General features: G+C 67.9%; 19 protein-coding genes and 1 tRNA gene. 8 read left to right on the forward strand and 12 right to left on the reverse strand.

Annotation, left to right across the window (positions count from 1 at the left end; all coding sequences use genetic code 11):
* Positions 1–8 precede the first annotated feature (8 nt).
* Complete coding sequence (locus AZG88_RS43020) at positions 9–2,354, forward strand: penicillin-binding protein (protein ID WP_005248497.1); 2,346 nt, start codon at positions 9–11, stop codon at positions 2,352–2,354.
* A gap of 54 nt (positions 2,355–2,408) precedes the next feature.
* Here the strand turns inward: AZG88_RS43020 and AZG88_RS43025 are convergent, their stop codons facing one another.
* Complete coding sequence (locus AZG88_RS43025) at positions 2,409–2,876, reverse strand: GatB/YqeY domain-containing protein (protein WP_005248498.1); 468 nt, start codon at positions 2,874–2,876, stop codon at positions 2,409–2,411.
* A gap of 67 nt (positions 2,877–2,943) precedes the next feature.
* Here AZG88_RS43025 and AZG88_RS43030 point away from each other — a divergent pair, with 67 nt between their 5' ends.
* From AZG88_RS43030 to AZG88_RS43040, 3 genes are all read left to right on the forward strand, one after another.
* Positions 2,944–3,915, forward strand: a complete 972-nt coding sequence (locus tag AZG88_RS43030) for a metallophosphoesterase (protein WP_061701141.1) — start codon at positions 2,944–2,946, stop codon at positions 3,913–3,915.
* A gap of 54 nt (positions 3,916–3,969) precedes the next feature.
* A tRNA-Pro gene (locus tag AZG88_RS43035) sits at positions 3,970–4,043 on the forward strand.
* Positions 4,044–4,171: 128 nt separating this feature from the next.
* Positions 4,172–5,179, forward strand: a complete 1,008-nt coding sequence (locus tag AZG88_RS43040; RefSeq protein WP_061701142.1) for an ABC transporter substrate-binding protein — start codon at positions 4,172–4,174, stop codon at positions 5,177–5,179.
* A gap of 1 nt (position 5,180) precedes the next feature.
* Here AZG88_RS43040 and AZG88_RS43045 read toward each other — a convergent pair whose 3' ends face one another.
* From AZG88_RS43045 to AZG88_RS43055, 3 genes are all read right to left on the reverse strand, one after another.
* Complete coding sequence (locus AZG88_RS43045; RefSeq protein WP_061044124.1) at positions 5,181–5,984, reverse strand: metal-dependent hydrolase; 804 nt, start codon at positions 5,982–5,984, stop codon at positions 5,181–5,183.
* 307 nt (positions 5,985–6,291) lie between these two features.
* Positions 6,292–7,761, reverse strand: coding sequence for a catalase (locus tag AZG88_RS43050; protein ID WP_061701143.1), 1,470 nt, complete (start codon positions 7,759–7,761; stop codon positions 6,292–6,294).
* 53 nt (positions 7,762–7,814) lie between these two features.
* Positions 7,815–8,273 (reverse strand): Fur family transcriptional regulator, encoded by a 459-nt coding sequence (locus AZG88_RS43055; RefSeq protein ID WP_061701144.1) that lies wholly within the window; start codon positions 8,271–8,273, stop codon positions 7,815–7,817.
* 93 nt (positions 8,274–8,366) lie between these two features.
* Here AZG88_RS43055 and AZG88_RS43060 point away from each other — a divergent pair, with 93 nt between their 5' ends.
* Both AZG88_RS43060 and AZG88_RS43065 read left to right on the forward strand, forming a co-directional pair.
* A complete protein-coding gene (locus AZG88_RS43060; RefSeq protein WP_005248504.1) occupies positions 8,367–8,678 on the forward strand; it encodes an ArsR/SmtB family transcription factor in 312 nt (103 codons plus the stop codon).
* Between the two features lie 20 nt (positions 8,679–8,698).
* A complete protein-coding gene (locus AZG88_RS43065) occupies positions 8,699–9,100 on the forward strand; it encodes an SRPBCC family protein (RefSeq protein WP_179443273.1) in 402 nt (133 codons plus the stop codon).
* An 8-nt stretch (positions 9,101–9,108) separates the two neighbouring features.
* Here the strand turns inward: AZG88_RS43065 and AZG88_RS43070 are convergent, their stop codons facing one another.
* The 5 genes from AZG88_RS43070 to AZG88_RS43090 all read right to left on the reverse strand — a co-directional run bounded on the left by AZG88_RS43070 (position 9,109) and on the right by AZG88_RS43090 (position 15,453).
* Positions 9,109–9,753: a hypothetical protein gene (locus AZG88_RS43070; RefSeq protein WP_061701145.1), complete on the reverse strand. Its 645-nt coding sequence runs from the start codon at positions 9,751–9,753 to the stop codon at positions 9,109–9,111.
* Positions 9,737–11,449 (reverse strand): FAD-dependent oxidoreductase, encoded by a 1,713-nt coding sequence (locus tag AZG88_RS43075; RefSeq protein ID WP_061701146.1) that lies wholly within the window; start codon positions 11,447–11,449, stop codon positions 9,737–9,739. The genes AZG88_RS43070 and AZG88_RS43075 overlap by 17 nt, the downstream gene beginning before the upstream one ends.
* Positions 11,446–12,936 (reverse strand): flavin-containing monooxygenase, encoded by a 1,491-nt coding sequence (locus AZG88_RS43080; RefSeq protein WP_061701147.1) that lies wholly within the window; start codon positions 12,934–12,936, stop codon positions 11,446–11,448. Before AZG88_RS43080 ends, AZG88_RS43075 begins: the two co-directional genes overlap by 4 nt.
* On the reverse strand, positions 12,933–13,526 hold the full coding sequence (locus AZG88_RS43085; protein ID WP_156517756.1) for a TetR/AcrR family transcriptional regulator: 594 nt from the start codon (positions 13,524–13,526) through the stop codon (positions 12,933–12,935). The genes AZG88_RS43080 and AZG88_RS43085 overlap by 4 nt, the downstream gene beginning before the upstream one ends.
* A gap of 100 nt (positions 13,527–13,626) precedes the next feature.
* On the reverse strand, positions 13,627–15,453 hold the full coding sequence (locus AZG88_RS43090) for a multicopper oxidase family protein (protein ID WP_061701148.1): 1,827 nt from the start codon (positions 15,451–15,453) through the stop codon (positions 13,627–13,629).
* Between the two features lie 100 nt (positions 15,454–15,553).
* Between AZG88_RS43090 and AZG88_RS43095 the strand changes: the two genes are divergently transcribed.
* A complete protein-coding gene (locus AZG88_RS43095) occupies positions 15,554–16,492 on the forward strand; it encodes a formylglycine-generating enzyme family protein (protein WP_005248511.1) in 939 nt (312 codons plus the stop codon).
* An 81-nt stretch (positions 16,493–16,573) separates the two neighbouring features.
* Positions 16,574–17,479, forward strand: coding sequence for a hypothetical protein (locus tag AZG88_RS43100; RefSeq protein WP_005248512.1), 906 nt, complete (start codon positions 16,574–16,576; stop codon positions 17,477–17,479).
* On the opposite strand, the gene AZG88_RS43105 is transcribed toward AZG88_RS43100, so the two are convergent.
* From AZG88_RS43105 to AZG88_RS43115, 3 genes are all read right to left on the reverse strand, one after another.
* Positions 17,426–18,091 (reverse strand): GAP family protein, encoded by a 666-nt coding sequence (locus tag AZG88_RS43105; protein WP_061701149.1) that lies wholly within the window; start codon positions 18,089–18,091, stop codon positions 17,426–17,428. The two genes, AZG88_RS43100 and AZG88_RS43105, sit on opposite strands and share 54 nt — an antisense overlap.
* A 94-nt stretch (positions 18,092–18,185) precedes the next feature.
* Positions 18,186–19,880: a SulP family inorganic anion transporter gene (locus AZG88_RS43110; RefSeq protein WP_231914403.1), complete on the reverse strand. Its 1,695-nt coding sequence runs from the start codon at positions 19,878–19,880 to the stop codon at positions 18,186–18,188.
* A gap of 74 nt (positions 19,881–19,954) precedes the next feature.
* Positions 19,955–21,073 carry an alpha/beta hydrolase gene (locus AZG88_RS43115; protein ID WP_061701150.1) on the reverse strand — a complete coding sequence of 373 codons (1,119 nt, stop codon included), beginning with the start codon at positions 21,071–21,073 and terminating at the stop codon, positions 19,955–19,957.
* Between the last annotated feature and the right edge of the window lie 96 nt (positions 21,074–21,169).

Below are 21,169 nucleotides of genomic sequence, written 5' to 3' on the forward strand. Positions count from 1 at the left end.
CAAAAACAGTGGGGAAGCTCGCGGGATCCTCCGCCTTGGCAGGAGTGCTCCTCGCCGGCGTGATGTTTCCACTCGCCGGCGGGTTCGGTTACGCCTCCAACCGGGCGGCTGACACCGTCGACAACGTCTCCGCGGAACTGGTCGAAGGAACGGTTCCCGCGGTCTCGACGATGGTGGACTCGGCGGGCAATCCCATCGCCTGGCTGTACGACCAGCGGCGCTTCGAAGTCCCCAGCGACAAGATCTCGAACGAGATGAAGCTCGCCATCGTCTCCGTCGAGGACCGCCGGTTCCCGGAGCACAAGGGCGTCGACTGGCAGGGCACGATGCGCGCCTTCCTGACCAACACCACGAGCGGTGAGGTGCAGCAGGGCGCGTCCACCCTCGACCAGCAGTATGTGAAGAACTACCAGCTGCTCGTGGTGGCCAAGACCGACGCCGAACGCCGGGCGGCGATCGAGACGACGCCCGCCCGCAAGATCCGCGAGATCCGGATGGCGCTGACGCTCGACAAGGAACTCACCAAGGACGAGATCCTCACCCGCTACCTCAACCTGGTTCCGTTCGGCAACGCGTCGTTCGGCATCCAGGACGCCGCACAGACCTACTTCGGCATCGACGCATCCGAACTGAACACACAGCAGTCCGCGATGCTCGCGGGCATGGTGCAGTCGAGTTCGGCGCTGAACCCGTACACGAATCCCGATGGCGTCCTCGAACGACGCAACGTGGTTCTCGACACGATGATCTCGAACATTCCCGAGCGCGCCGCCGAACTCCGGCAGCTCAAGGAGACGCCCCTCGGCGTGCTGCCCGAGCCCAACCGGCTGCCCCGCGGGTGCATCGCGGCCGGCGACCGCGGCTTCTTCTGCGACTACGCCCTGCAGTATCTGGCCAACGCCGGCATCAGCCGCGAGCAGATCGACAAGGGCGGCTACCTGATCAAGACGACGCTCGACCCCGCGGTCCAGGCGTCGACGAAGGCGGCGCTCAGCGCGAACGCCAGCCCGGGACTCGACGGCATCGCGAACGTCATGAACGTGGTCCAGCCCGGCCAGGATTCGCACCGGATCCTCGCGATGGGCAGTAGCCGCACCTACGGCCTCGACGCGAACGCCAACGAGACCGTGCAGGCGCAGCCGTACTCACTGGCCGGTCACGGCGCCGGGTCGATCTTCAAGATCTTCACGACGGCCGCCGCCATGGAGAAGGGCCTCGGCACGAACGCCATCCTGGACGTGCCCGGGCGGTTCGAGGCACGGGGCATGGGTAGCGGTGGTGCACGAGGCTGCCCCGCCTCCACGTACTGCGTCGAGAACGCAGGCAAATACCCGGCGGCGCTGTCGGTGACGGACGCGCTGGCACAGTCGCCCAACACCGCGTTCGTCAAGCTGATCCAGGCGACCGGCGTCGCCCCCACCGTCGACATGGCGGTGCGGCTGGGTCTGCGCTCGTACGCGCAGCCCGGCACGTCGGGATTCGACGACCGCAGCATGGCCGACTTCCAGAAGGATCAGAACCTGGGTTCGTTCACCCTCGGGCCCACGTGGATCAATCCGCTGGAACTGTCGAATGTCGCGGCGACGCTCGGCTCGCACGGCAAGTGGTGCCCACCCACCCCCATCGATTCGGTGTTCGACCGTGAAGGCAAGCCCGTCTCGGTCACCCAGCAGGCCTGCGAGCAGGTGGTCGAACCCGGCCTTGCGGACACGCTCACCAACGCCATGAGCAAGGACGACAAGCCCGGCGGCACGTCCGCCGGGGCGGCGGGCAGCGTCGGCTGGACGCTGCCGATGGCAGGCAAGACGGGTACTACGGAATCCCACATGTCCTCGGGCTTCCTCGGATTCACCAACAACTTCGCCGCCGCCGTCTACGTGTTCGGTGACTCGCCGACCCCGGGTGAGATCTGCTCGGCCCCGCTGCGACCGTGTGGCGACGGCAACCTGTTCGGCGGAAACGAACCGGCGCGGACCTGGTATGCGGCGATGAACCCCATCGCCAACAACTTCGGGCCGACGACGCTGCCGCCGGTCGACCAGAAGTACGCGCGGGGTTCGCAGAACGGTCAGGTTCCGGACGTCACCGGGCTGAGCCAGTCGGCCGCGACGTCCCGTCTGCAGGGCGCGGGGTTCACCGTGAACGCGGTCACCACGGAGTCGCAGGCGGCCAAGGGAACGGTCACGAGCGCATCGCCGTCCGGTTCGGCCATTCCGGGGTCGACCATCACGATCTACGTCAGCGACGGGTCGGTGAAGGCCGCTCCTCCGCAGGCGCCGGCTCAGGGGATCCCCGTTCCGCCCATCCAGCTGCCCGGCCTGCCGCCGATCCAGCTGCCGCCCATACCCCGGTAACCCCCACGTGAGTGGGAAAGTGTGGCGGCGCACGCTTTCCCACTCACATGCGGGTCAGAGGCGGGACTTCACCGCGTGCGAGAGCCGCGAACCGTCGGCCTTGCCGCCCGCGAGTGCGCCGGCGGCCTTCATGACCTGACCCATCTGACGCATGCCGGGACGCTCACCGATCTCCTCGGCCACCTGAGCGATCGCGGTGTCCACGACGTCGACCAGTTCCGCGTCGGTCAGCGGCGTCGGGAGGTACTCGTCGATGATCTGCGCCTCGGCCCGCTCCTGCGCTGCCAGCTCACCTCGACCGTTCTCGGTGTAGATCTCGGCGGACTCGCCGCGCTTCTTCGACTCCTTCGCGAGGACCTTCAGCACCTCGTCGTCGGTGAGCTCGCGGGCTTCCTTGCCGGAGACCTCTTCGGTCTGCACGGCGGCCATCAGCATGCGGATGGTGGCGGTGCGCAGCGAATCCTTGGCCTTCATGGCGGCCGTCATGTCGGAGCGCAGTCTTGCTTTCAGTGAATCTGGCATGGGCGAAACGCTACGCGCCCCGATTCGTCCACTGCATCTCGATTGCGCTCATCAGTATCCTGGAAGAGTGTCTGACGAGTTCCGTGCCAACCTGACCCGCGCCGCCCTGGGTACGGCGGGTGCCGCCGCCCTCGGCATCGGCTACGCCTCGCTCATCGAGCGCAATGCGTTCGCGCTGCGTGAGGTCACTATGCCGGTACTCGAACCCGGGTCGTCGACGCTCCGTGTGCTGCACATCAGCGACCTGCACATGATGCCCGGACAGCGGCTGAAACAGAACTGGCTGCGGGAGCTCGACAACCTCGACCCCGACCTCGTCGTGAACACCGGCGACAACCTGTCGCACCAGCGGGCGGTGCCCGCAGTGGTCCAGGCGCTGGGGAATCTGCTCGCCCGCCCGGGACTGTTCGTCTTCGGCAGCAACGACTACTTCGCGCCCAAGCCGAAGAACCCGCTCAAGTACTTCCGCAAGGAACACAAGCGCGTCCTCGGCGAGCCGCTGCCGTGGGGCGACCTGCGGGCCGCGTTCACCGAGCGCGGCTGGTTCGACGTCACGCACGTCCGCCGCGACCTCGAGGTGTCGGGTGTCCGGATCGCGTCGGCCGGTGTCGACGATCCGCACCTCAAGCGCGACCGGTACGACACGATCGCCGGTCCGCCCAATCCGCTGGCCGATCTCCGGCTGGGCATCACCCACTCGCCCGAACCGCGGGTGCTCGACCGGTTCGCGGACGACGGTTACGACCTCGTGCTGGCGGGCCACACGCACGGCGGTCAGCTGTGCCTGCCGTTCTACGGCGCGCTGGTCACCAACTGCGACATCGACCGTTCGCGGGTGAAGGGTCCGTCCAAGTGGGGTGCGCACACCCAGCTGCACGTGTCCGCGGGGATCGGGACGTCGCCGTGGGCGCCCGCCCGCTTCTGCTGCCGCCCCGAGGCGACGCTCCTGACGTTGGTTCCGGCTCAGCGCGGCGGCTCGGACGCCGACGCCGCGCGGGGTCGCACCGAGTCGTCGGAGAGCACCGTTATACGCAACTGACCAGGGGATTTAATGGTGACTGGTTGGGTAATGTAAGCTAGCCGAGGTTCAACACGGGGTGTGGCGCAGCTTGGTAGCGCGCTTCGTTCGGGACGAAGAGGTCGTGGGTTCAAATCCCGCCACCCCGACAGTGTGAGACACCGAGAAGAGGCCTTGACCGGTTCGCCGGCCAGGGCCTCTTCTGCATGGTGGGGGCGTTTTCCGGTTGCAGCGACCCCGCGACGATCCGCCCGTAACCTCAGGCTAGCCTCACCTCATGTCTTCGAGGCTCTACGTACGCGCCGGGCTGGTCGCCCTGGCCACCGTCTTTGTCGCCGCCTGCGGCACCACCGACACCGGGTCGTCCGCCGGCAACGCCGACGTCGCCACCGGCGGCCGCCAGTTCGCCACGGCGGACGCCGAGACCGCCAAGCTCGGCACCGACGCCGAACCGGGCGTCTTCCCCCGGACGATCACCCACGCCCTCGGCCAGACCGTCATCGAGAAGAAGCCCGAACGGGTGATCGTCCTCGACGGCGGTGAGCTGGACGACGTGCTCTCCCTGGGAATCACGCCCGTCGGGCTGGCCAGTCCGGAGAGCGCGGCCGGTCAGCCGTCCTACCTCGCCGACAAGCTGGCCGGGGTGCCGGACGTCGGGACCACCAACAACCTGAACCTCGAGGCGATCTCCGCTCTGAAGCCCGATCTGATCCTGGGCAGCAAGCTGCGCGCCGACAAGCTGTACCCGCAGCTGTCGTCCATCGCGCCGACCGTGTTCGGGATCCGCCCCGGTTTCCCGTGGAAGGAGAACTTCCTGCTGGTCGCCGACGCCCTCGGTGAGGAGACCAAGGCGGAGGAGGTGCTCAACGCCTATCAGACCCGCGCCGACGAGGTCCGGGAGTCCATCACCGGTGAGCCGACGATCTCGCTGGTCCGGTTCATGTCCGGCAAGATCCGCCTGTACGGCAACCTGTCGTTCATCGGCGTCATCCTGAAGGACGTCGGACTTCCGCGTCCGACGGTGCAGAACGTCGACGAACTCGCCGTCGAGGTGAGCCAGGAGACGATCGGAGAGGCGAACGCCGACCGGATCTTCTACTCCAGCTACGGCGCGCCCGAGACCACCGACGAGTCGACCGTGGTCGGCGGCCCGCTGTGGAATCAGATGCAGGCGGTGAAGGACGGCAAGTCCGTGCACGTGAGCGACGAGACCTGGTTCCTCGCGCTGGGGCCCACCGGGGCGATGATCGTCCTCGACGACCTCGAGAACATGCTCGCGGCCTGAGTCACTGCGGGGCAGGCATGAACGCGTCGTAGATTGCCTGCGGCGCACCGTCGATGGCCCAGATGACCATCAGTCCGACGGCCACCGTGAGGGCGGGCCCGAGCACGACCTTCTCGAAGGGCCCGCCCGCCCGGATGGACAGGAACGACGGGAGCCGGAACTCCCACCACCGTTCCTTCCCGAGTGTCAGGAACGGCGCGAGGAAGGGGACGCCCTCCTTGGTGATGGCGTCCCCGAGGCAGTGGGTGGCGCAGCCGAGGGCCACCGCGACTCCGAGTCCGGTGGAACCGGCCTCGGTGGGATACGACTGCCAGGTGAGCGCGGACAGCACCGCGGCGACCGCCGAAACCGCCAGCCAGCCTTTTTCTTTGGCCAGCTCCCCGGCCAGCCCGCGGAGCGCGAGACCGAGGCAGACGAACAGCGTCGCAATGATGGCAGGCTTGCCGAACTGGACGACCAGCGCGGACACCCCGGCCCCGATACCCGCGGCGAACAGGGCCGTGTGGGTGAGCGTGCGGTGCCCGCCCCGCCGCTTGCCGTCGCGTTTGCCCTTGGTGACGGTGTAGAACCCCAGCGACACCGCATCGACGCCCTTCGCGACGACGTTGCTGACCGGACCGAACGAGCGCGAGACCGTGGACTGGCTCGTGTCCAGGTCCGGGAGAAGCGCCGCTCCGGCGCACACCGCCGCGAACGTGAAGGTCTCGGCGGTCGAGGTGGGCCCACCCCAGTCGAGGGGCAGCAGATCTGCCACCGCCAGACCGACAGCCGCACCGGACATTGCATGGGTGGGACCCATCACCATGGAAGACAGCACCTTTCGACCCCGACTCGGGACACGGTCATCCGAGCCGGTGTCCTGACACCGCCCAACCTAGCAACAACATCCGACACACCCGTCACACCCCTGTGAGTACTTCTCAACCACGGGCGGTTGAGAAGTACTCACGGGCGCGAAGCGCAGTGGCGTCCGTCCCCGCTCGAGGTGGATGATGGAAGTGCACTGCGTGCAGTCGGGCGGAGGAGGGTCGTCGTGGAAACTGTGATCGTGTTCGTTCTCGCCGTACTGATCTATTGGTGGGGCCTGCTCTGAGCCTGCCCCACCAACGACCTCAGTTCTGGCTCTGCCCTTCCCGGACACCGATTTCCACTCGCTTGCCCAGGTCGGGGTCGACGCTCTTCCAGTAGTCGAAGACCCGCAGCAGAACCGGTTCGCTGACACCGCCGAGTGCGTGGCCGACGATGTTGTTCACCAGGCGGTCGCGTTCGTCGTCGCTCAGAACCTCGCGGACGAGCGTGCCCGCCTGCGTGAAATCGCCGTCTTCGGCGTGTTCGATGTAGCCGGCTCGCACCGACTCGCCGTCGAACGCCCACAGGCCCTCGTCGCCCGCGAGCGACGCGTCGGCGTGCGGGCCGCCGTAGGAGTTCGGCGCGTACACCGGGGTCTCGGGCGAATTGGTGGCGTACCGCATCGCACCGTCCTGCGAGTACGAGTTCACCTGGTTCTTCGGCGCGTTGACCGGCAGCTGCGCGTAGTTGGCGCCGATGCGGTACCGGTGCGCGTCCGCGTAGGAGAAGACCCGCCCCAGCAGCATCTTGTCGGGCGAGAAGCCGATTCCCGGAACGACATTCGACGGCTCGAACGACGCCTGCTCGATCTGCCCGAAGAAGTTGTCGGGGTTCCGGTTGAGGGTCCACTTGCCGACCTCGATCAGCGGGTAGTCCTTCTGCGACCACACCTTGGTGAGGTCGAACGGGTTGAACCGGTAGTCCTCGGCCTCGTCGACGGGCATGACCTGAACCTTCAGCGTCCAGCTGGGGAACTCGCCGCGCGCGATCGTGTCGTACAGGTCGGCGCGGTGATGATCGGGGTCGTTGCCGGCGAGGGTGTCGGCCTCGTCCTGCGTGAGGAACTCGATGCCCTGATCGGTCTTGAAGTGGTACTTGACCCAGAACCGTTCGCCGTCGGCGTTGACCCACTGGTACGTGTGCGAGCCGAAACCGTCCATGTGACGCCACGTCTTCGGGATTCCGCGGTCACCCATCAGCCAGGTCACCTGGTGCGCGGACTCGGGCCGCAGCGTCCAGAAGTCCCACTGCATGTTGTGGTCGCGCAGACCGGATCCCGGCAGTCGCTTCTGCGAGTGGATGAAGTCGGGGAACTTGATCGGGTCCTTGATGAAGAAGACGGGCGTGTTGTTGCCGACGAGGTCGTAGTTGCCGTCCTCGGTGTAGAACTTCACGGCGAATCCGCGCGGGTCACGCCAGGTGTCGGGGCTGCCCTGCTCGCCGGCGACGGTGGAGAAGCGCACCAGCGACTCGGTCTCGGCGCCGGGCTGGAACAGCGCGGCCTTCGTGTAGCGGCTCACGTCGTGGGTGACGACCAGTTCGCCGAATGCACCGCCGCCCTTGGCGTGGACGACGCGCTCCGGGACGCGCTCGCGGTTGAAGTGGGCCAGCTTCTCGATCAGGTAGTGGTCGTGCAGCAGGATGGGGCCCTGTGTGCCCGCGGTGAGGGATTCGTTGTCGCTGGCGACGGGAATTCCGAAGTTGTTGGTGGTGGCGCGCTGTGTTTCAGGCATGGCAAAGCCTCCAGGTTGCATCGGGTGAGGGTGTAGCGGTGGGGAGGACTGGTTCAGGACAGGGCTGCTGCCGACCCGGTCCCGCTCTGCGCGCCGGTCTGGCACTGCGAGCAGAGCCCCCAGAAGACGACCTCGGCCTCGTCGATCTCGAAACCGTGGGCCTGCGAAGGGTCGAGGCACGGAGCCTCACCGACTGCGCAGTCCACGTCCACGACGGTCCCGCAGCTGCGGCACACGAGGTGGTGGTGGTTGTCTCCGGTACGGGTTTCGAACCGTGCGGGCGATCCCGCGGGCTCGATACGTCTGAGCAGGCCGGCCGCGGTGCACGCCTTGAGGACGTCGTATACCGCCTGGGTGGAGACCGATCCCAGCTCTTCACGAACTACGGCCGCAATGTCGTCGACGTCGGAATGCGGCCGTACGGCAACCGCATTCAACACTGCAACGCGTGGTGCTGTGACACGCAGGCCCACCCCGCGCAGCTGCGCTTTGGGATCCGTGGCGTGTCGCATGTGTTCCAGTATCGCGCCTTTTTGGAATTAGTCAAGAAAAGGATGTGTCGGAGGTTCTTGACATGTCGGAAATCTCCGACATAAAGTCGCGGCGTGCCCGACGACGACGTCTTCATCGCCCTCTCGAACCCCGTGCGACGGCGCCTGCTGGAAATCCTGGTGGACGGACCACTCACCGCCGGAGACCTCGCCGGCCGGTTCGACCTCAGCCGCCCCGCGGTAGCAGAGCACCTACAGGTGCTGCGCCGGGCCGGACTCGTCCGCGACGAACCGTCCGGACGGCAACGGCACTACCACCTGACCGCCGAGCCGCTCGCCGACGTCGGCGACTGGCTGCACCCGTTCGAGCGGTTCTGGCGTGGCCGCTTGCGCACACTCGCCGACTTCCTCGAGGAGGACTCGTGACCGACCGCACCACCACCACCATGATTTCCGTCGACCAGTTCATCGCCGCGCCGCCCGCCAAGGTGTGGCGCGCCCTCACCGAGCCGGACCTGCTCGCCCGCTGGTGGGCCGCGGGCGACATCGCCGCCACGGTCGGGCATCGGTTCCACCTCGAGATGCCCGGCTGGGGCGCCGTTCCCTGCGAGGTGGTCGAGGTCGAACCCGAGCGGCGCTTCGTCTACACGTTCACCGAGAACTGGACGCTGGTCTGGCGCCTCGTTCCCGAGGGTGCAGGCACCCGCCTGTTCCTCGATCATTCCGGCTTCGATCTCGACGACAAGCGCAGCCGCGACGCGTTCGAGCGGATGGGTCCGGGCTGGCGCGACACCGTGCTGCCCCGTCTCGCCGACGTGGTCGCGGACATCGGACCACGACCTGCCTGATCATCGGGTCAGCGGAGCTGCGCGGGTCCCGTGGTCATCCGGCCGTCCGTGATCACGATGCCGTGGTGCGTGCCGGGCGTCAGCCAGGCACCGAGGGTGGGACCTTCGGCCGCCACGTCCACGCGGGCATATCGGAAGTGGCCCCGCAGTCGTGCGGATGCCGTCACGAGGCCGCGGTCGCCGGGCTGCGCGAACCCCAGCGCTCCGGCGATCGGCAGTCGCGGGCCGCGTGGCCGAGTGCTCGTGGTGACACGCCATACTTCGGACGACGCCTCGAAGTCGCCGTGCACGTCGCCGCCGAACTCGGCCGGCACCTTCGGCAGGCTCCAGTGCACCCGTCCGCCGTGAACGGAGGGTTCCGAATCCACGGCGATGAACGGGACCGCCATGCGGGGTAGGACGCCGATGCGACGACCGGGCGCGCAGAGCACCGGACTCGCGAGGATCTCCCGGTACGGGCCGACCGGCGAGTCCAGGTAGTCGACCATCATCGCCAGGGTCAACGGCACGGTGGCGCCGTCGGGTCCGAGCGCGCGGGCGGCCGCAGTGCTGCGATGCCACCACAGCGTCGCGCGGACTCCCGCCGGCCACGGGGGCGGCGAACTCTCGGGCCAGTCGGTGCGCTGGGTGGTCGATTCAGGCACGCTCCACATCGACTGTCTCCTTTCGGGTTGCGACCGTCAGCGGGAGCCGCAGCGCACCCGGCGCGTCGGCGGGCACCACCGGACTCCGGGGCGGCGACGGTTCGATACGTACGTATGGCTTGCCCGGTTCGGGCCGGGCATCGACCTCACCCTTGTTGGGCCACAACGCGAATGCACGCTCGGCCTGGGCGGTGATGGTCAGCGACGGGTTGACCCCGAGATTCGCGCTCACCACGGAACCGTCCGCCACGTGCAGGCCGTCGTGTCCGTACGCCCGCAGGTAGGGGTCGACGACACCGGTGTCCGGCGAGTCCCCGATGGTGCAACCCCCGAGGAAATGCGCGGTCATCGGAATGTTCACGACGTCGGCGAACGAACCGCCGGGGTCTCCTCCGATCCGCTCGGCCACCCTGCGGATGGCCGTGTGACCCTGCGGGATCCATTCGGGCGGTGGATCTCCGGGTCCGGGCCGGCTGGTCACCGCGCGGCCGAGGCGGCCCTTCCCCTTGGCCAGCTCGAGCGAATTGTCGTCGGTCTGCATCACGAGCGCGATCACGGTGCGCTCCGACCAGTGCCGTACCGACAGGCTGCGCACGAACGCCCCAGGGCGACGCAACGCCACACCCACCGTTTTCAGCAGCCGCGGCGTCCTGCCGCCGCCGTCGCTGAGGACCGTCTGCAACAGTCCGATCGCGTTGCTGCCCTTGCCGTACCGGACGGGTTCGATGTGGGTGTGATCATCCGGGTGGAACGAGGACGTGATGGCCACACCCTTCGTGAAGTCGGTGGCGCGGTTCCTCGCCGTGGCCGCGAGGACCGCCTCGGAGTTGGTGCGCACCACCGATCCCAGCCGCGGCGACAACCGCGGCAGCGCACCGGATTCCTTCATCGCCAGCAGCAGCCGGGCGGTGCCGTACGTGCCCGCGGCGACCACCACCTGGTCGGCGGTGAACGTGTGCTCCCGCTTGCGGATTCCGTCGGTGCGGCGGGTCCGCAGCTCGTAACCGCCGCCCGCCCGGGGGTGCAATGCCTTCACCGTCGTCAGCGGATGTACCACGGCGCCCGCCTTCTCGGCGAGGTGGAGGTAATTCTTCACGAGCGTGTTCTTCGCGCCCACCCGGCAACCCGTCATGCAACTGCCGCACTCCGTGCACCCCGTGCGCTCGGGTCCCACTCCGCCGAAGAAGGGATCGGCCACCCGCGATCCCGGTTCGCCGAAGAAGACGCCCACCGGTGTGGACGTGAACGTCTCACCGGCGCCCATCTCCTCGGCCACCTCGCGCATGACGGCGTCGGCGGGGGTGAACGACGGATTGGTCGTCACGCCCAGCATCCGTTTCGCCTGCTCGTAGTACGGGGCCAGCTCCGCCTGCCAGTCGGTGATGTGCGCCCACTGCTTGTCCTCGAAGAAGCGGCGCGGCGGCTGGTAGAGGGTGTTCGCGTAGTTCAGCGACCCACCCCCGACGCCCGCCCCGGCCATGACCAGGACGTCGGGGAGGAGGTGGATCCGTTGCACGCCGTAGCAGCCCAGCCACGGCGCCCACAGGTAGCGCCGCAGCCGCCAGCTCGTCTCGGGCAGCTCGTCGTCGGCGAAACGCCTGCCCGCTTCGAGAACACCGACCCGGTAGCCCTTCTCGGTGAGCCTGAGCGCCGCGACGCTGCCGCCGAAACCGGAGCCGACCACGATCACGTCGTAGTGCGTCACGCGACGGTCTCCTTCGCGGCCCTGCGTCGTGAGACGTAGTTCTCCTGGTCGAAGCGCTGCAGCTGGGAGCGGAACTTCCAGGTGAAGGTCGGCCACTGGACGGAGTTCCGTCCCTCGGAGTCGTAGTACCAGCTCGAGCAGCCGCCCTTGTTCCAGACGGTGGACTGCAGGCCGGACTGGATGCGGGTGTTGTACCGGCGCTGCGCCTCCTCGGTGACCTCGAAGGCGGTGATGCCGCTGTGGTGCATCGTGTTCAATGCGTCGGCGATGTACGCGGACTGCGATTCGAGCATGTAGACGATGGAGCTGTGCCCGAGGTTGGTGTTGGGACCGTACATCAGGAACAGGTTGGGGAACCCGGCGACGGTGGTCCCCTTGTACGCGCTCGGGCTCCCTCCCCAGTGCTCGGCGAGCGTGCGGCCGTTCGCACCGCGCAACGCGTGCGCCACAGGCGGTTCCGTCGGCGTGAAGCCGGTCGCGAAGATGATGGTGTCGACCTTGTGCACGCCCCCCACCGCGTCGACCACGCCGTCCGGCGTGACCCCGGCGAGTCCCGCGTCTACGAGCGTGACGTCGGGACGGTCGAGGGTTCGGAGCCAGTCGTTCGACAGAAGCATCCGCTTGCAGCCGATCGTGAAATTCGGCGTGAGCTTCCGGCGCAGTTCGGGATCGCGCACCTGCCTGCGCAGGTGCACCTTGGCTACCATTTCGAACACCGGCAGCAGCCCGGTCGCGTGTGCAAGCACACCACCCAGAGCCTCGCGAAAGCTGTACACGGACCCACGGACAGCCTTCTGCACCAACGGCAGTCGCCGGTAGAGGCCCTTCTCGGAGCCGGACAGTTCGCGGTCGAGGCGCGGGATCACCCAGGCGGGCGTGCGCTGGAACACGGTGAGATGCTCGGCCGCGGGCGCGATCTCCGGTACGAACTGCACCGCAGACGCACCGGTGCCGATGACGGCCACGCGCTCACCGGCGAGGTCGTGGTCGTGGTTCCACGTCGCCGAATGGAACGTGGTGCCGCCGAACGTCTCCAGCCCCGGCATGTCCGGGACGCTGGGCGTCGACAGCGCACCCGTCGCGGCCACCACGACGTCGGCCGTCAGCGTTCCGCGGCTCGTCCGGACGGTCCAGATGGCCTCGCCATCGTCCCAGTGCGCTTCCTGCAGTTCACAATCGGTCAGCACCCGGGACCGGACACCGGTGTCGGCCGCGACCTTCTTCAGGTAACGGTGGATCTCGGGTTGGCGGGCGAACGTGTGACTCCAGTCGGCGCTCGGCGCGAACGAGTACGAGTACAGCGACGTCGGAACGTCGCACGCACACCCCGGGTAGGTGTTGTCTCGCCACGTGCCGCCGACGTCGTCGCCGCGCTCGATGATCAGGACGTCGGCCTGCGGTTGCGTCTGCAGGATGCGCGCCGCCAGTCCCATACCGGCGAAACCTGCCCCCACGATGAGGGTGTGTACGTGCTGCGGAAGATTCACGACTTCTCCACCTTCGATTCCCACACGGGCAACAGCCGCGCGCGTAGTGACTGTTCGGCCTCGGGGGTGCGGAACAGTGCCGACACCGCCAGGCCGCGAACCAATTCGATAGTGAGCTCGATGGCGTCGGCGTCGAACCGATCGCCGAACACCACCGCCGACCCGCGGCGCAGAGCGTCGTTGACCTTCCGCTCGAGCGGAACCGTCGCCTCGTACAGCGCCGGGTCGGTGCGGGCGGCCACCCACAGCTCGAGGGCCGCATAGAACAGCGGGCCGGAGAAGGCGTCGGCGAGCACTTCGACGCCCCGACCAGCATCCACTTCGGCCGCGAGGATCTCCTCCAGCCGCTTGTCCACGAGATGTTCCACGGCGGCCACCACCAGCGACTCCTTGGTCGGGAAATGGTGTAGCTGCGCGCCGCGCGACACCCCCGCCCGCCGCGCGATGCCCTGCGTGGTGGTGCGGGCGTACCCGAGCTCGACCAGGGAGTCGACGGCCGCGTCGAGCAGCTTCGTGCGCATCGCCGCGGTCCGCTCGGCCTGCGTGCGGGTCGGCTTGGCTACTTCTGTGTCAGGTGTCACACCCAGCACTGTAGGCCGAAAAAAGAAAACAGTCCAGACTGCTTTTAAGTTTGCGCTACGCGCCTGTGAGTACTTATCAACCGCCGGACGTTAATAAGTACTCACGGGCCTAGGGCACCAGGCGGTACCGCAGCATCATGTCGTGGTCCTCGTGATCGAGCATGTGGCAGTGCCACACGTAGCCCTGCAGGGGATGCGACGACTGCTCCATGTGGCCGTGGCCGCCTTCGGAGTGATCCATCGTGTGCGCCGACATCCCGAACGTGGCGTCCGGGTCGAAGCCGAGTTCGTCGGCGGTCGGGAACCGGACGATGATCCGGGTGATCGAGTTCGCGTCCGCGATCACCGTGTCCTTGAAACCCGACTCCCACACCTGGGGCGAAAGGTTCGGCCCGAGCACGAACGGATCCGCCGACGGCGTCCACCGCATCCCGACCGCAGGCACCGGGACCGCCTGCATCAGGGCGTTCGTGTCGATCGCCTGCCGTCCGATCACCCGGAACGTCACCAGATGGAGGTGGATCGGATGCGGTTCGGGCGTGACGTTGACGATGTTCCACTGCTCGACGGTTCCCTGCCGGGGCATCTCGATGTCGTCGGTCGTGTAGCGCAGGTTGTTCAGCGACATCAGCGGCGACGGCTGACCGAGACCCTGCGCGAGCTGCATCACCGACACGTTGCGCACCACCGACGGCCGCGCGACGGGCGGGAGGACGGCGAGACCACGGCTTGCGCCCCGCAAAGTCTCCGGCACGCCACCGGTGAACCCGGCGGCGGTCCCCACCCGGAACCGGCAGAACCGCGGCATGATCTGCACCCCGCGCTGCGCGACCTGCGCCGGTATCGGCTCGTCGTTGCGGAGTTCCACCGTCGTTCCGGGTGCGAGGGTCCCGAAGTCGACGAGGAGGTCCACCCGCTCGCCGGGTCCGAGCCGGACGTGGTCTGTGGCGACCGGCGCGTCGAGCAGCCCGCCCTCCGCGCCGATCACCCAGAACCTCATCCGGTTCTCGAAGAAAAGATTCCACACGCTGAACGATGCGGCGTTCACCATCCGCAGGCGGTACAGGCCCCGCGCCACCGACATTTCCGGCCACACCTTGCCGTTCACCACCCCCACGTCACCAGGTGTGGCTGCCTCCCAGCTGCCCTGCGGATTCAGCGGGTTGGATCGGACACTCTGCCGTCCGTCGTCGGTGAAGTTCTTGTCCTGCAACACCAGCGGAAGTTCGAATTCGCCCGACGGCAAACCCAGCGGGTTACCGCTCCGACCGGTGTCGTACTCGTCGCGCAGGAGGTACATGCCCGCCAGCCCGGCGTAGATGTTGAGCCGGGTGACGCCCATCGCGTGGTCGTGATACCAGAGCGCGCACGCGTCCTGCTGATTCGGGAACTCGTGCACCATTCCCTCCCCGGGCCGCATCGTGTCCTCGGGGTGTCCGTCGAACTCGGGGGGCGTCCGGCCGCCGTGCAGGTGCAGCGACGTCGGCACCTGGGTGCGGTCCTGCTCGCTCACGCCGTGGATCCGCGTGTCGACGTCGGCGGCGAGGGGGTTGCTCGCGATGTCGTTGCGATAGGTCAGCGAGGTCCGTTCGCCGACGTGAGCTTCGATCGTCGGGCCGAGGTAGTCCATTCCGCCGTAGCCGAGGGCCGGGGACGCCGGCAGGTCGGGATGGAACACGTGCGTCGTGCTGCTCGCGTGCACCTCGACGGAGCTCCCACCCACCATCGGCAACGGCGGCAACTGTTCCCGGAACGGCTGGAGCGGCGGCGAGGAGAAGACGAACGGCCGCAGCGGATCGATCCCGAACGGGTAGGCGCTCGCCGATCCCACCCCGACCGCACCGAGCCCGGCCGTCAGCGCCAGTCCACGAACGAACGACCTACGCGGAATCCGTCCATCCATTCGGAGGAGCCCCCTGCACGGTGAGAACAGCATTGCGAATCGAGTAGCCGACGGTACCGCAACCCCTGCCCCTCTCACCGGGTTTACGGGGCGTCCCTTCGCACGGCGGCCGTCGTCGTGCCAGTCTGACCCCATGACTGGTGCAGCTCCGAAGAACATGGCGTGGATCCCCGGGAGCACCTTCTGGATGGGTTCGGAGGACTTCTACCCCGAGGAACGGCCCGTCCACCAGGTGACCGTCGACGGGTTCTGGATGGACACGCACCAGGTCACCGTCGCCGAGTTCCGGCGATTCGTGAAGGCCACCGGTCACGTCACGACCGCCGAGATCGCCCCCGACCCCGCGCAGTACCCGGGCGCGGATCCGGCTCTGCTCGTGCCCGGTTCGCTCGTGTTCACCCCCACGGCGGGACCCGTCCCGCTCGACGACTTCACCCGCTGGTGGTCGTTCACCCCGGGCGCGGACTGGCGGCACCCGGAGGGTCCTGACAGTAACGTCGGCGGACGCGAACGCCATCCCGTCACGCACGTGTCGTGGTTCGACGCCCGCGCCTACGCGGAGTGGGCGGGCAAGGACCTGCCGACCGAGGCCGAATGGGAGTTCGCGGCCCGCGGCGGCCTGGACCGGAAGCCGTTCGTGTGGGGCGAGGAGCACGAACCGGGCGGCAGGCCCGGCGGAAACGTCTGGCAGGGACGGTTCCCCTGGGAGAACCTCCTCGAGGACGGCTTCGCCGGGACGTCGCCGGTCGGCCATTTCCGGCCCAACGGTTACGAACTCAGCGACATGGCCGGCAACGTGTGGGAGTGGACCACCGACTACTTCACGGTGGATCACTCCGAGAGCGGGAAGAACGTCGCACCCACCAGTTCCTGCTGCATTCCGACCAACCCGAGAGTCGACACGGCACGCGCCGAGAACCCGGACGAGCCCTACGCGCGCCGCGTGATCAAGGGCGGCTCGCATCTGTGCGCGCCCAACTACTGTCTGCGCTACCGACCCTCCGCCCGGCAGGGTGACACCGAGGAGACGTCGACGTGCCACATCGGGTTCCGGTGCATCATCCGCCCGTGACGGGCGTTCTCACCTGACGCGGATGATGACAAGCGGGTCCGAAAGGTGTTCGCTCGAGATGTGCGGTCGACGAAACTGTCTGTGGCGCTGGCCAGGGAAGCTCTGGCCGCGCGCACCGAAACGGCCAACGGCTGGTTGCAGGGCACACCTCCCGGCCGTACCGTTCGGCGCGTCATCGACGGGCTGATCGAGATCGAACTCGTCGACCGGTCGATGACGCTCGCCGCGAGGATCTTCACGTCGGTACTGCCCGTGATGATTGCGGCATCGACGCTGAGCGGTTGGAACGTGACCGCACGCACCATCAAGACCCAGTTCGGCTTCGACCCCACGGAGTTGTCGTCCACGTCCGGCACCGTCGACACCACCGACGCCTCCTTCGCCGCGTTCGGCGTGGTGGGCCTGCTGATGGTCGCAATCAGCGGTACGTCCTTCGCGAGGGCACTCGCCCGGATCTACGGAAAGATCTGGAACGTCCCGTCGATCAATCTTCGAGACGCCTGGCGGTGGCTCGTCGTCCTGTTCGCGGTCGCAATGTCGGGGACGGCGATCGGCGTGGCCAGCGAGCTTACGAGCATCCGATTCATCGGACCACCTCTCGCAGTCGCCGGGGAGTTCGCGGTGTGGATGGCCGTGTGGACCCTCAGTCCGTACCTGTTGACGATAGGCACCCTCAAGGGTCGCGTGCTCTGGGCGACGGGCGCGCTGACCGCCGCCGCGCTCACCGCTCTCCACGTCGGCGGACGTCTCGTCCTGCCCCGGATCACCGCCGCCGCGCAACACCAATTCGGGCCGCTCGGCCTGGTGTTCACCGCGATCAGCTGGCTGTTCGTCCTCTCCGTCGTCATCGTGGGTTCCGCGGTGATCGTCAAGGCCATCGCGCTCGACGAGGGTTACGTCGGGCATTACCTGCGCGGACCGGATGCCGTCGCGTCAGAACAAGCCGCCGAACCCCTTGCCCAGGACGACGGCGCCCATCACGAGTAGCAGCACGCTCATCACCGCGGCGTTGTTGGCCTGGAGCCAGACCTTGAGGTTGTCGAGGGTCCCCCGCATCTTGTCGGCGGCGACGGCGTAGGCGATCACCGGGACGAGGACGGTCGATCCGGCCAGCACGGTGTACACGATCAGGGCCACCACCTGCTCGCCGCCGTTCACCCCGGCCGTGCCGATCCCGACGCCCGCGGACACGCAGAGCAGCAGGTTCTTGGGATTGATTGCCGCCAGCGCAAATCCGAGACCGGTGGATTTCACGAAGTTCAGGTCGTCGACGGCCTGCATCCACTTCGGTGGCTCCGCGTGGGCGTTGCGGCTTCTCCACTGCCGTCCCGCGAGCAGGAGCAGCAGCACACCGAGAACCACCTTCACCCAGGACGCCGTCGCGGAGGGACCGTCGGAGTCGGACGTGTCGATGCTGCCGGCGAGGAGCATGAAGATGCCCGTCGCGGCGAGGATCCCCAGGATCCAGCCGACACCGAAGCCCGCGCTGGCACCGCCCGCACGCTTCGACAGCAGCATCAGGATGACGGCGATGATCGGTATCGGCGAGATCGCCACACCTACCGCGAGCGGTAACAGTTCTCCGATGACTGAGCCCATGTCCGAACCCTAGGGTCGGGGCGTCGTCTCCGCCTCGCACGTGTCGGGTGAACCGCACGTGAGTGGCAAAGTGTGCCGGGGGACGCAGTGGCACTCACGTGGGGAGGGTGCGGACCAGCCGTTTCTGCGCGTCGACGAACGCGCGCCGGGTCGATTCGCCGATAGTGTCGGTGGCCGGGAACATGTCCAGCGCGATTCCCTGACTCGCGAGCCGGTCGTCGTCCCAGTACTCGGACACCTCACTGCTCAGACCGCTGAGATAGAGGCGTCCGCCGACAGCGGACAACCGGTCGGCGTAGTTCCCGATCACGGAGAAGAACGTGGCGCCCAGCGTCGTCCGGCCGCGCAACCGGAGAATGACCTCGGCGCGCTCCGCCTCGCCCGGATCCGGGAGAAGCACCTGCAGCGTGCGGGCACCGGCGTAGAACAGGCTTCCGTACACGTCGAGGACGACGATCTCGCGGCTGGCGAGCACCTTCGGCGCGGGCGTCTCGAGGAACGTTCCGCGCGGACCCGGAACGAGGCGCACCACCTTGAGATCCACCGCTTCCTGATTGAGTTGCAGCAGCAGCGACAACGCCACCCCGATCCCCACCGCGGCGGTGACCGGGAGCAGCAGCGTCGCAACGAACGTCGTGATCAGTGCGATCTTCGAGCTGGGACCGCTGCGGAGGATTGCCGCGATCCGGGACGGGCGGATCGACCCGACCGCGGCAAAGATCAGCACCGCAGCGAGGGTCGGCATCGGCACCTTCCCCACCAGCGACGAGAACGCCGCGAGGATCACCGCCATCCACAGCCCGGAAAAAATTGCGGCCCAGCGTGTCTTGCCACCCGCCGACGTGTTGATCGCGGTCTGCCCGACCGAACCGCCGACCGGCATCCCACCGAACAGTCCCGACGCGACATTGCCGACGCCCTGCGCGGTGAAGTCCTCGTTGGGTCTGGACCTCGTGCCGTCGAGGTTGGGTGCCGCCTCGGCGACGCCCGCACCCTGCACGAGCACGATCGCCGCGACCGCCGCCGCGCCGCCGATCAGGCTGGGCGAGAGCAGACCGAGGTCCGGGATCTGCGGCAGCGGAAGTCCGGTCGGGATGGTTCCGACGTCGGCGACGGACGCCACGCTGTCGAGGCCGAACGCCACGACGGCCACGGTCGGGACGAGCAAGGCGATCAGGGAACCGAACAGTGCCAGCCGTGTGCGGGCGAGGACGATCAGCAGGAGCAGCGCGGTGACGCCGATCGCCAGCGACGGCAGGTCGATCCGAGCCGGGTGGAGGAGGACGCCGAATGCCTTCTCGGCGGAGAACGACCCCTCGGCGTCGGCGCCGGCGAGGTCCGGGAACTGTCCGAACACGATGTTGACGGCGATGCCGGTGAGTAATCCGGTCATCACCGAATGCGACACGAATCGGGTGTATCGGCCGAGCCGCAGGAGCGCGGCGACGATCATGATGGCCCCGGCCAGCAGTGTGAGCAGGATCAGCGCCGAGGACTTGTCGGCGTCCGGCACCTCCGCCAGCGCCGAGCCGGCGGCCAGCGCGGATGCACTGGTCGTGGTGATCACCATGAGCTTGGTGCTGGTCTGCATGCCGCCGAACACGGGCCCGACGAGGCTGGCGTACAGGCCGTGGATCGGGCTGACCCCGGCGAGCACGCCCGACGCCATGCCGTCGGGCACGCTGGCGATGGCACCCGGCAGTCCGGCGACGAGGTCGGCTTTCAGGTGACGCTTCTCGGGCAGGCGCGCGCCGACCCACCCACGCACCGCGGCCCCGACGGGTTTCATTCGTCGAGTGTCGGTCCCGCGAAGCCGATTGTCGTCACACCTCGGAGGTGAAACCCAGTCGTCCTGCGTGAGCGTCACCCGGCGGACAGGACGCGGTCCGCGAAGGCGAGGGAGTCCGGCATGGAGGCCATCAGTGATTCGCGGTGGTTCTCGGCGACGAGTTGCTGGTATTCGACGTTCGCGCCGTGCTGCTGCATCTCGGCGAGCTGCGCCCACGTCAACGGAATCGGCACCGAAGTGTCGGACAGACTGTGCACCACCCGCAGAGGGCGGTCGAAGCCGTCGACGGGCACCTGCTGCATCTCCCGGAACAGCTCCCGGAACTGCTCGTTCCACAGCGGCGCCGCGAACAGGTCGCCGACCGAAGTGGGATGGGCGAGCAGGTACCGGCCGAGTTCCCGGCTGCACGTCACCTTCGCCAGCTCCATCAGTTCGATTCCCTTCGGCGACAGGTAACGCCGGATGTCGACCTCGGGCCGCTGGTCGTCGATGCCGGCGAGGGTCAGCAACGCGTAGTTCACGATTCCGGTTGTCGGCAGTGCCGGAATCGCGGGACCCGCGGCCGGGAAGAGCTGTTCGAGGTGCGTCGGCGCCGCCACGGCGACCGCACCCCGGTAGTCGAGTGCGGGTGCCCGGGCGGCGGCGTCGCGGGCGGCGAAGTAGGTCGCGTGCCCGCCCTGCGACAGCCCTGTGACGATCCACCGGTCGCTGAGCACGTCGCCGTAGATGTCGTGTGCGGCCAGGACGATGTCGACCGCGTTCGCGGCGGCCGCAGGGCCGTCGAGGTAGGCATTGACACCCGGCGTGCCGATTCCCGCGTAATCCGTTGCCGCGACGGCGTATCCGGCGGCGAGCCACTGTTCGACCGCGGGCAGTTCGACGTAGTTGAGCCCGGCGACCGACGGTGCGCACTGGTCGGCGATCCCGACCGTGCCGTGTGCGTAGGAGACCACCGGCCAGCCGCCGTCCGGTGGATCACCACGGGGAAGGAAGACCGATCCGGTCGACTCACCGGTCGCGGTCGCGGTGCGCAGCGTCGAGTAGCGGACCCGGACGCTGTCGCCTGCCTGGGTGGGGACTGCGGCGGGTGGAAGTTCTTCCTGCGACAGCAGGATTCTCGGCTGCGCGGAGGCCTCGTTGGCGCCGGTGAGCAGCAACAGAACCGCCACCACGGCGACCCCGAGCACTCTCATCGGCCCAGTATCCACCCGCAACCGACACGTGAGTGGCAAAGCGTGCGGGAGCACACTTTGCCACTCACGTGGGGGGGTGTCCCTATGGTTTTCGTC

It is taken from the genome of Rhodococcus sp. LB1, from assembly GCF_001583455.1.
Taxonomy (GTDB): Bacteria; Actinomycetota; Actinomycetes; order Mycobacteriales; family Mycobacteriaceae; genus Rhodococcus_F; species Rhodococcus_F opacus.

Coding starts and splice junctions, on each gene's coding strand:
- AZG88_RS43025 (WP_005248498.1), bottom strand. CDS start 2,876: ATGCCAGATTCACTGAAAGCAAGACTGCGCTCCGACATGACGGCCGCC.
- AZG88_RS43040 (WP_061701142.1), top strand. CDS start 4,172: ATGTCTTCGAGGCTCTACGTACGCGCCGGGCTGGTCGCCCTGGCCACC.
- AZG88_RS43045 (WP_061044124.1), bottom strand. CDS start 5,984: ATGGTGATGGGTCCCACCCATGCAATGTCCGGTGCGGCTGTCGGTCTG.
- AZG88_RS43050 (WP_061701143.1), bottom strand. CDS start 7,761: ATGCCTGAAACACAGCGCGCCACCACCAACAACTTCGGAATTCCCGTC.
- AZG88_RS43055 (WP_061701144.1), bottom strand. CDS start 8,273: ATGCGACACGCCACGGATCCCAAAGCGCAGCTGCGCGGGGTGGGCCTG.
- AZG88_RS43065 (WP_179443273.1), top strand. CDS start 8,699: ATGATTTCCGTCGACCAGTTCATCGCCGCGCCGCCCGCCAAGGTGTGG.
- AZG88_RS43070 (WP_061701145.1), bottom strand. CDS start 9,753: ATGTGGAGCGTGCCTGAATCGACCACCCAGCGCACCGACTGGCCCGAG.
- AZG88_RS43090 (WP_061701148.1), bottom strand. CDS start 15,453: ATGCTGTTCTCACCGTGCAGGGGGCTCCTCCGAATGGATGGACGGATT.
- AZG88_RS43095 (WP_005248511.1), top strand. CDS start 15,554: ATGACTGGTGCAGCTCCGAAGAACATGGCGTGGATCCCCGGGAGCACC.
- AZG88_RS43105 (WP_061701149.1), bottom strand. CDS start 18,091: ATGGGCTCAGTCATCGGAGAACTGTTACCGCTCGCGGTAGGTGTGGCG.
- AZG88_RS43110 (WP_231914403.1), bottom strand. CDS start 19,880: ATGAAACCCGTCGGGGCCGCGGTGCGTGGGTGGGTCGGCGCGCGCCTG.
- AZG88_RS43115 (WP_061701150.1), bottom strand. CDS start 21,073: ATGAGAGTGCTCGGGGTCGCCGTGGTGGCGGTTCTGTTGCTGCTCACC.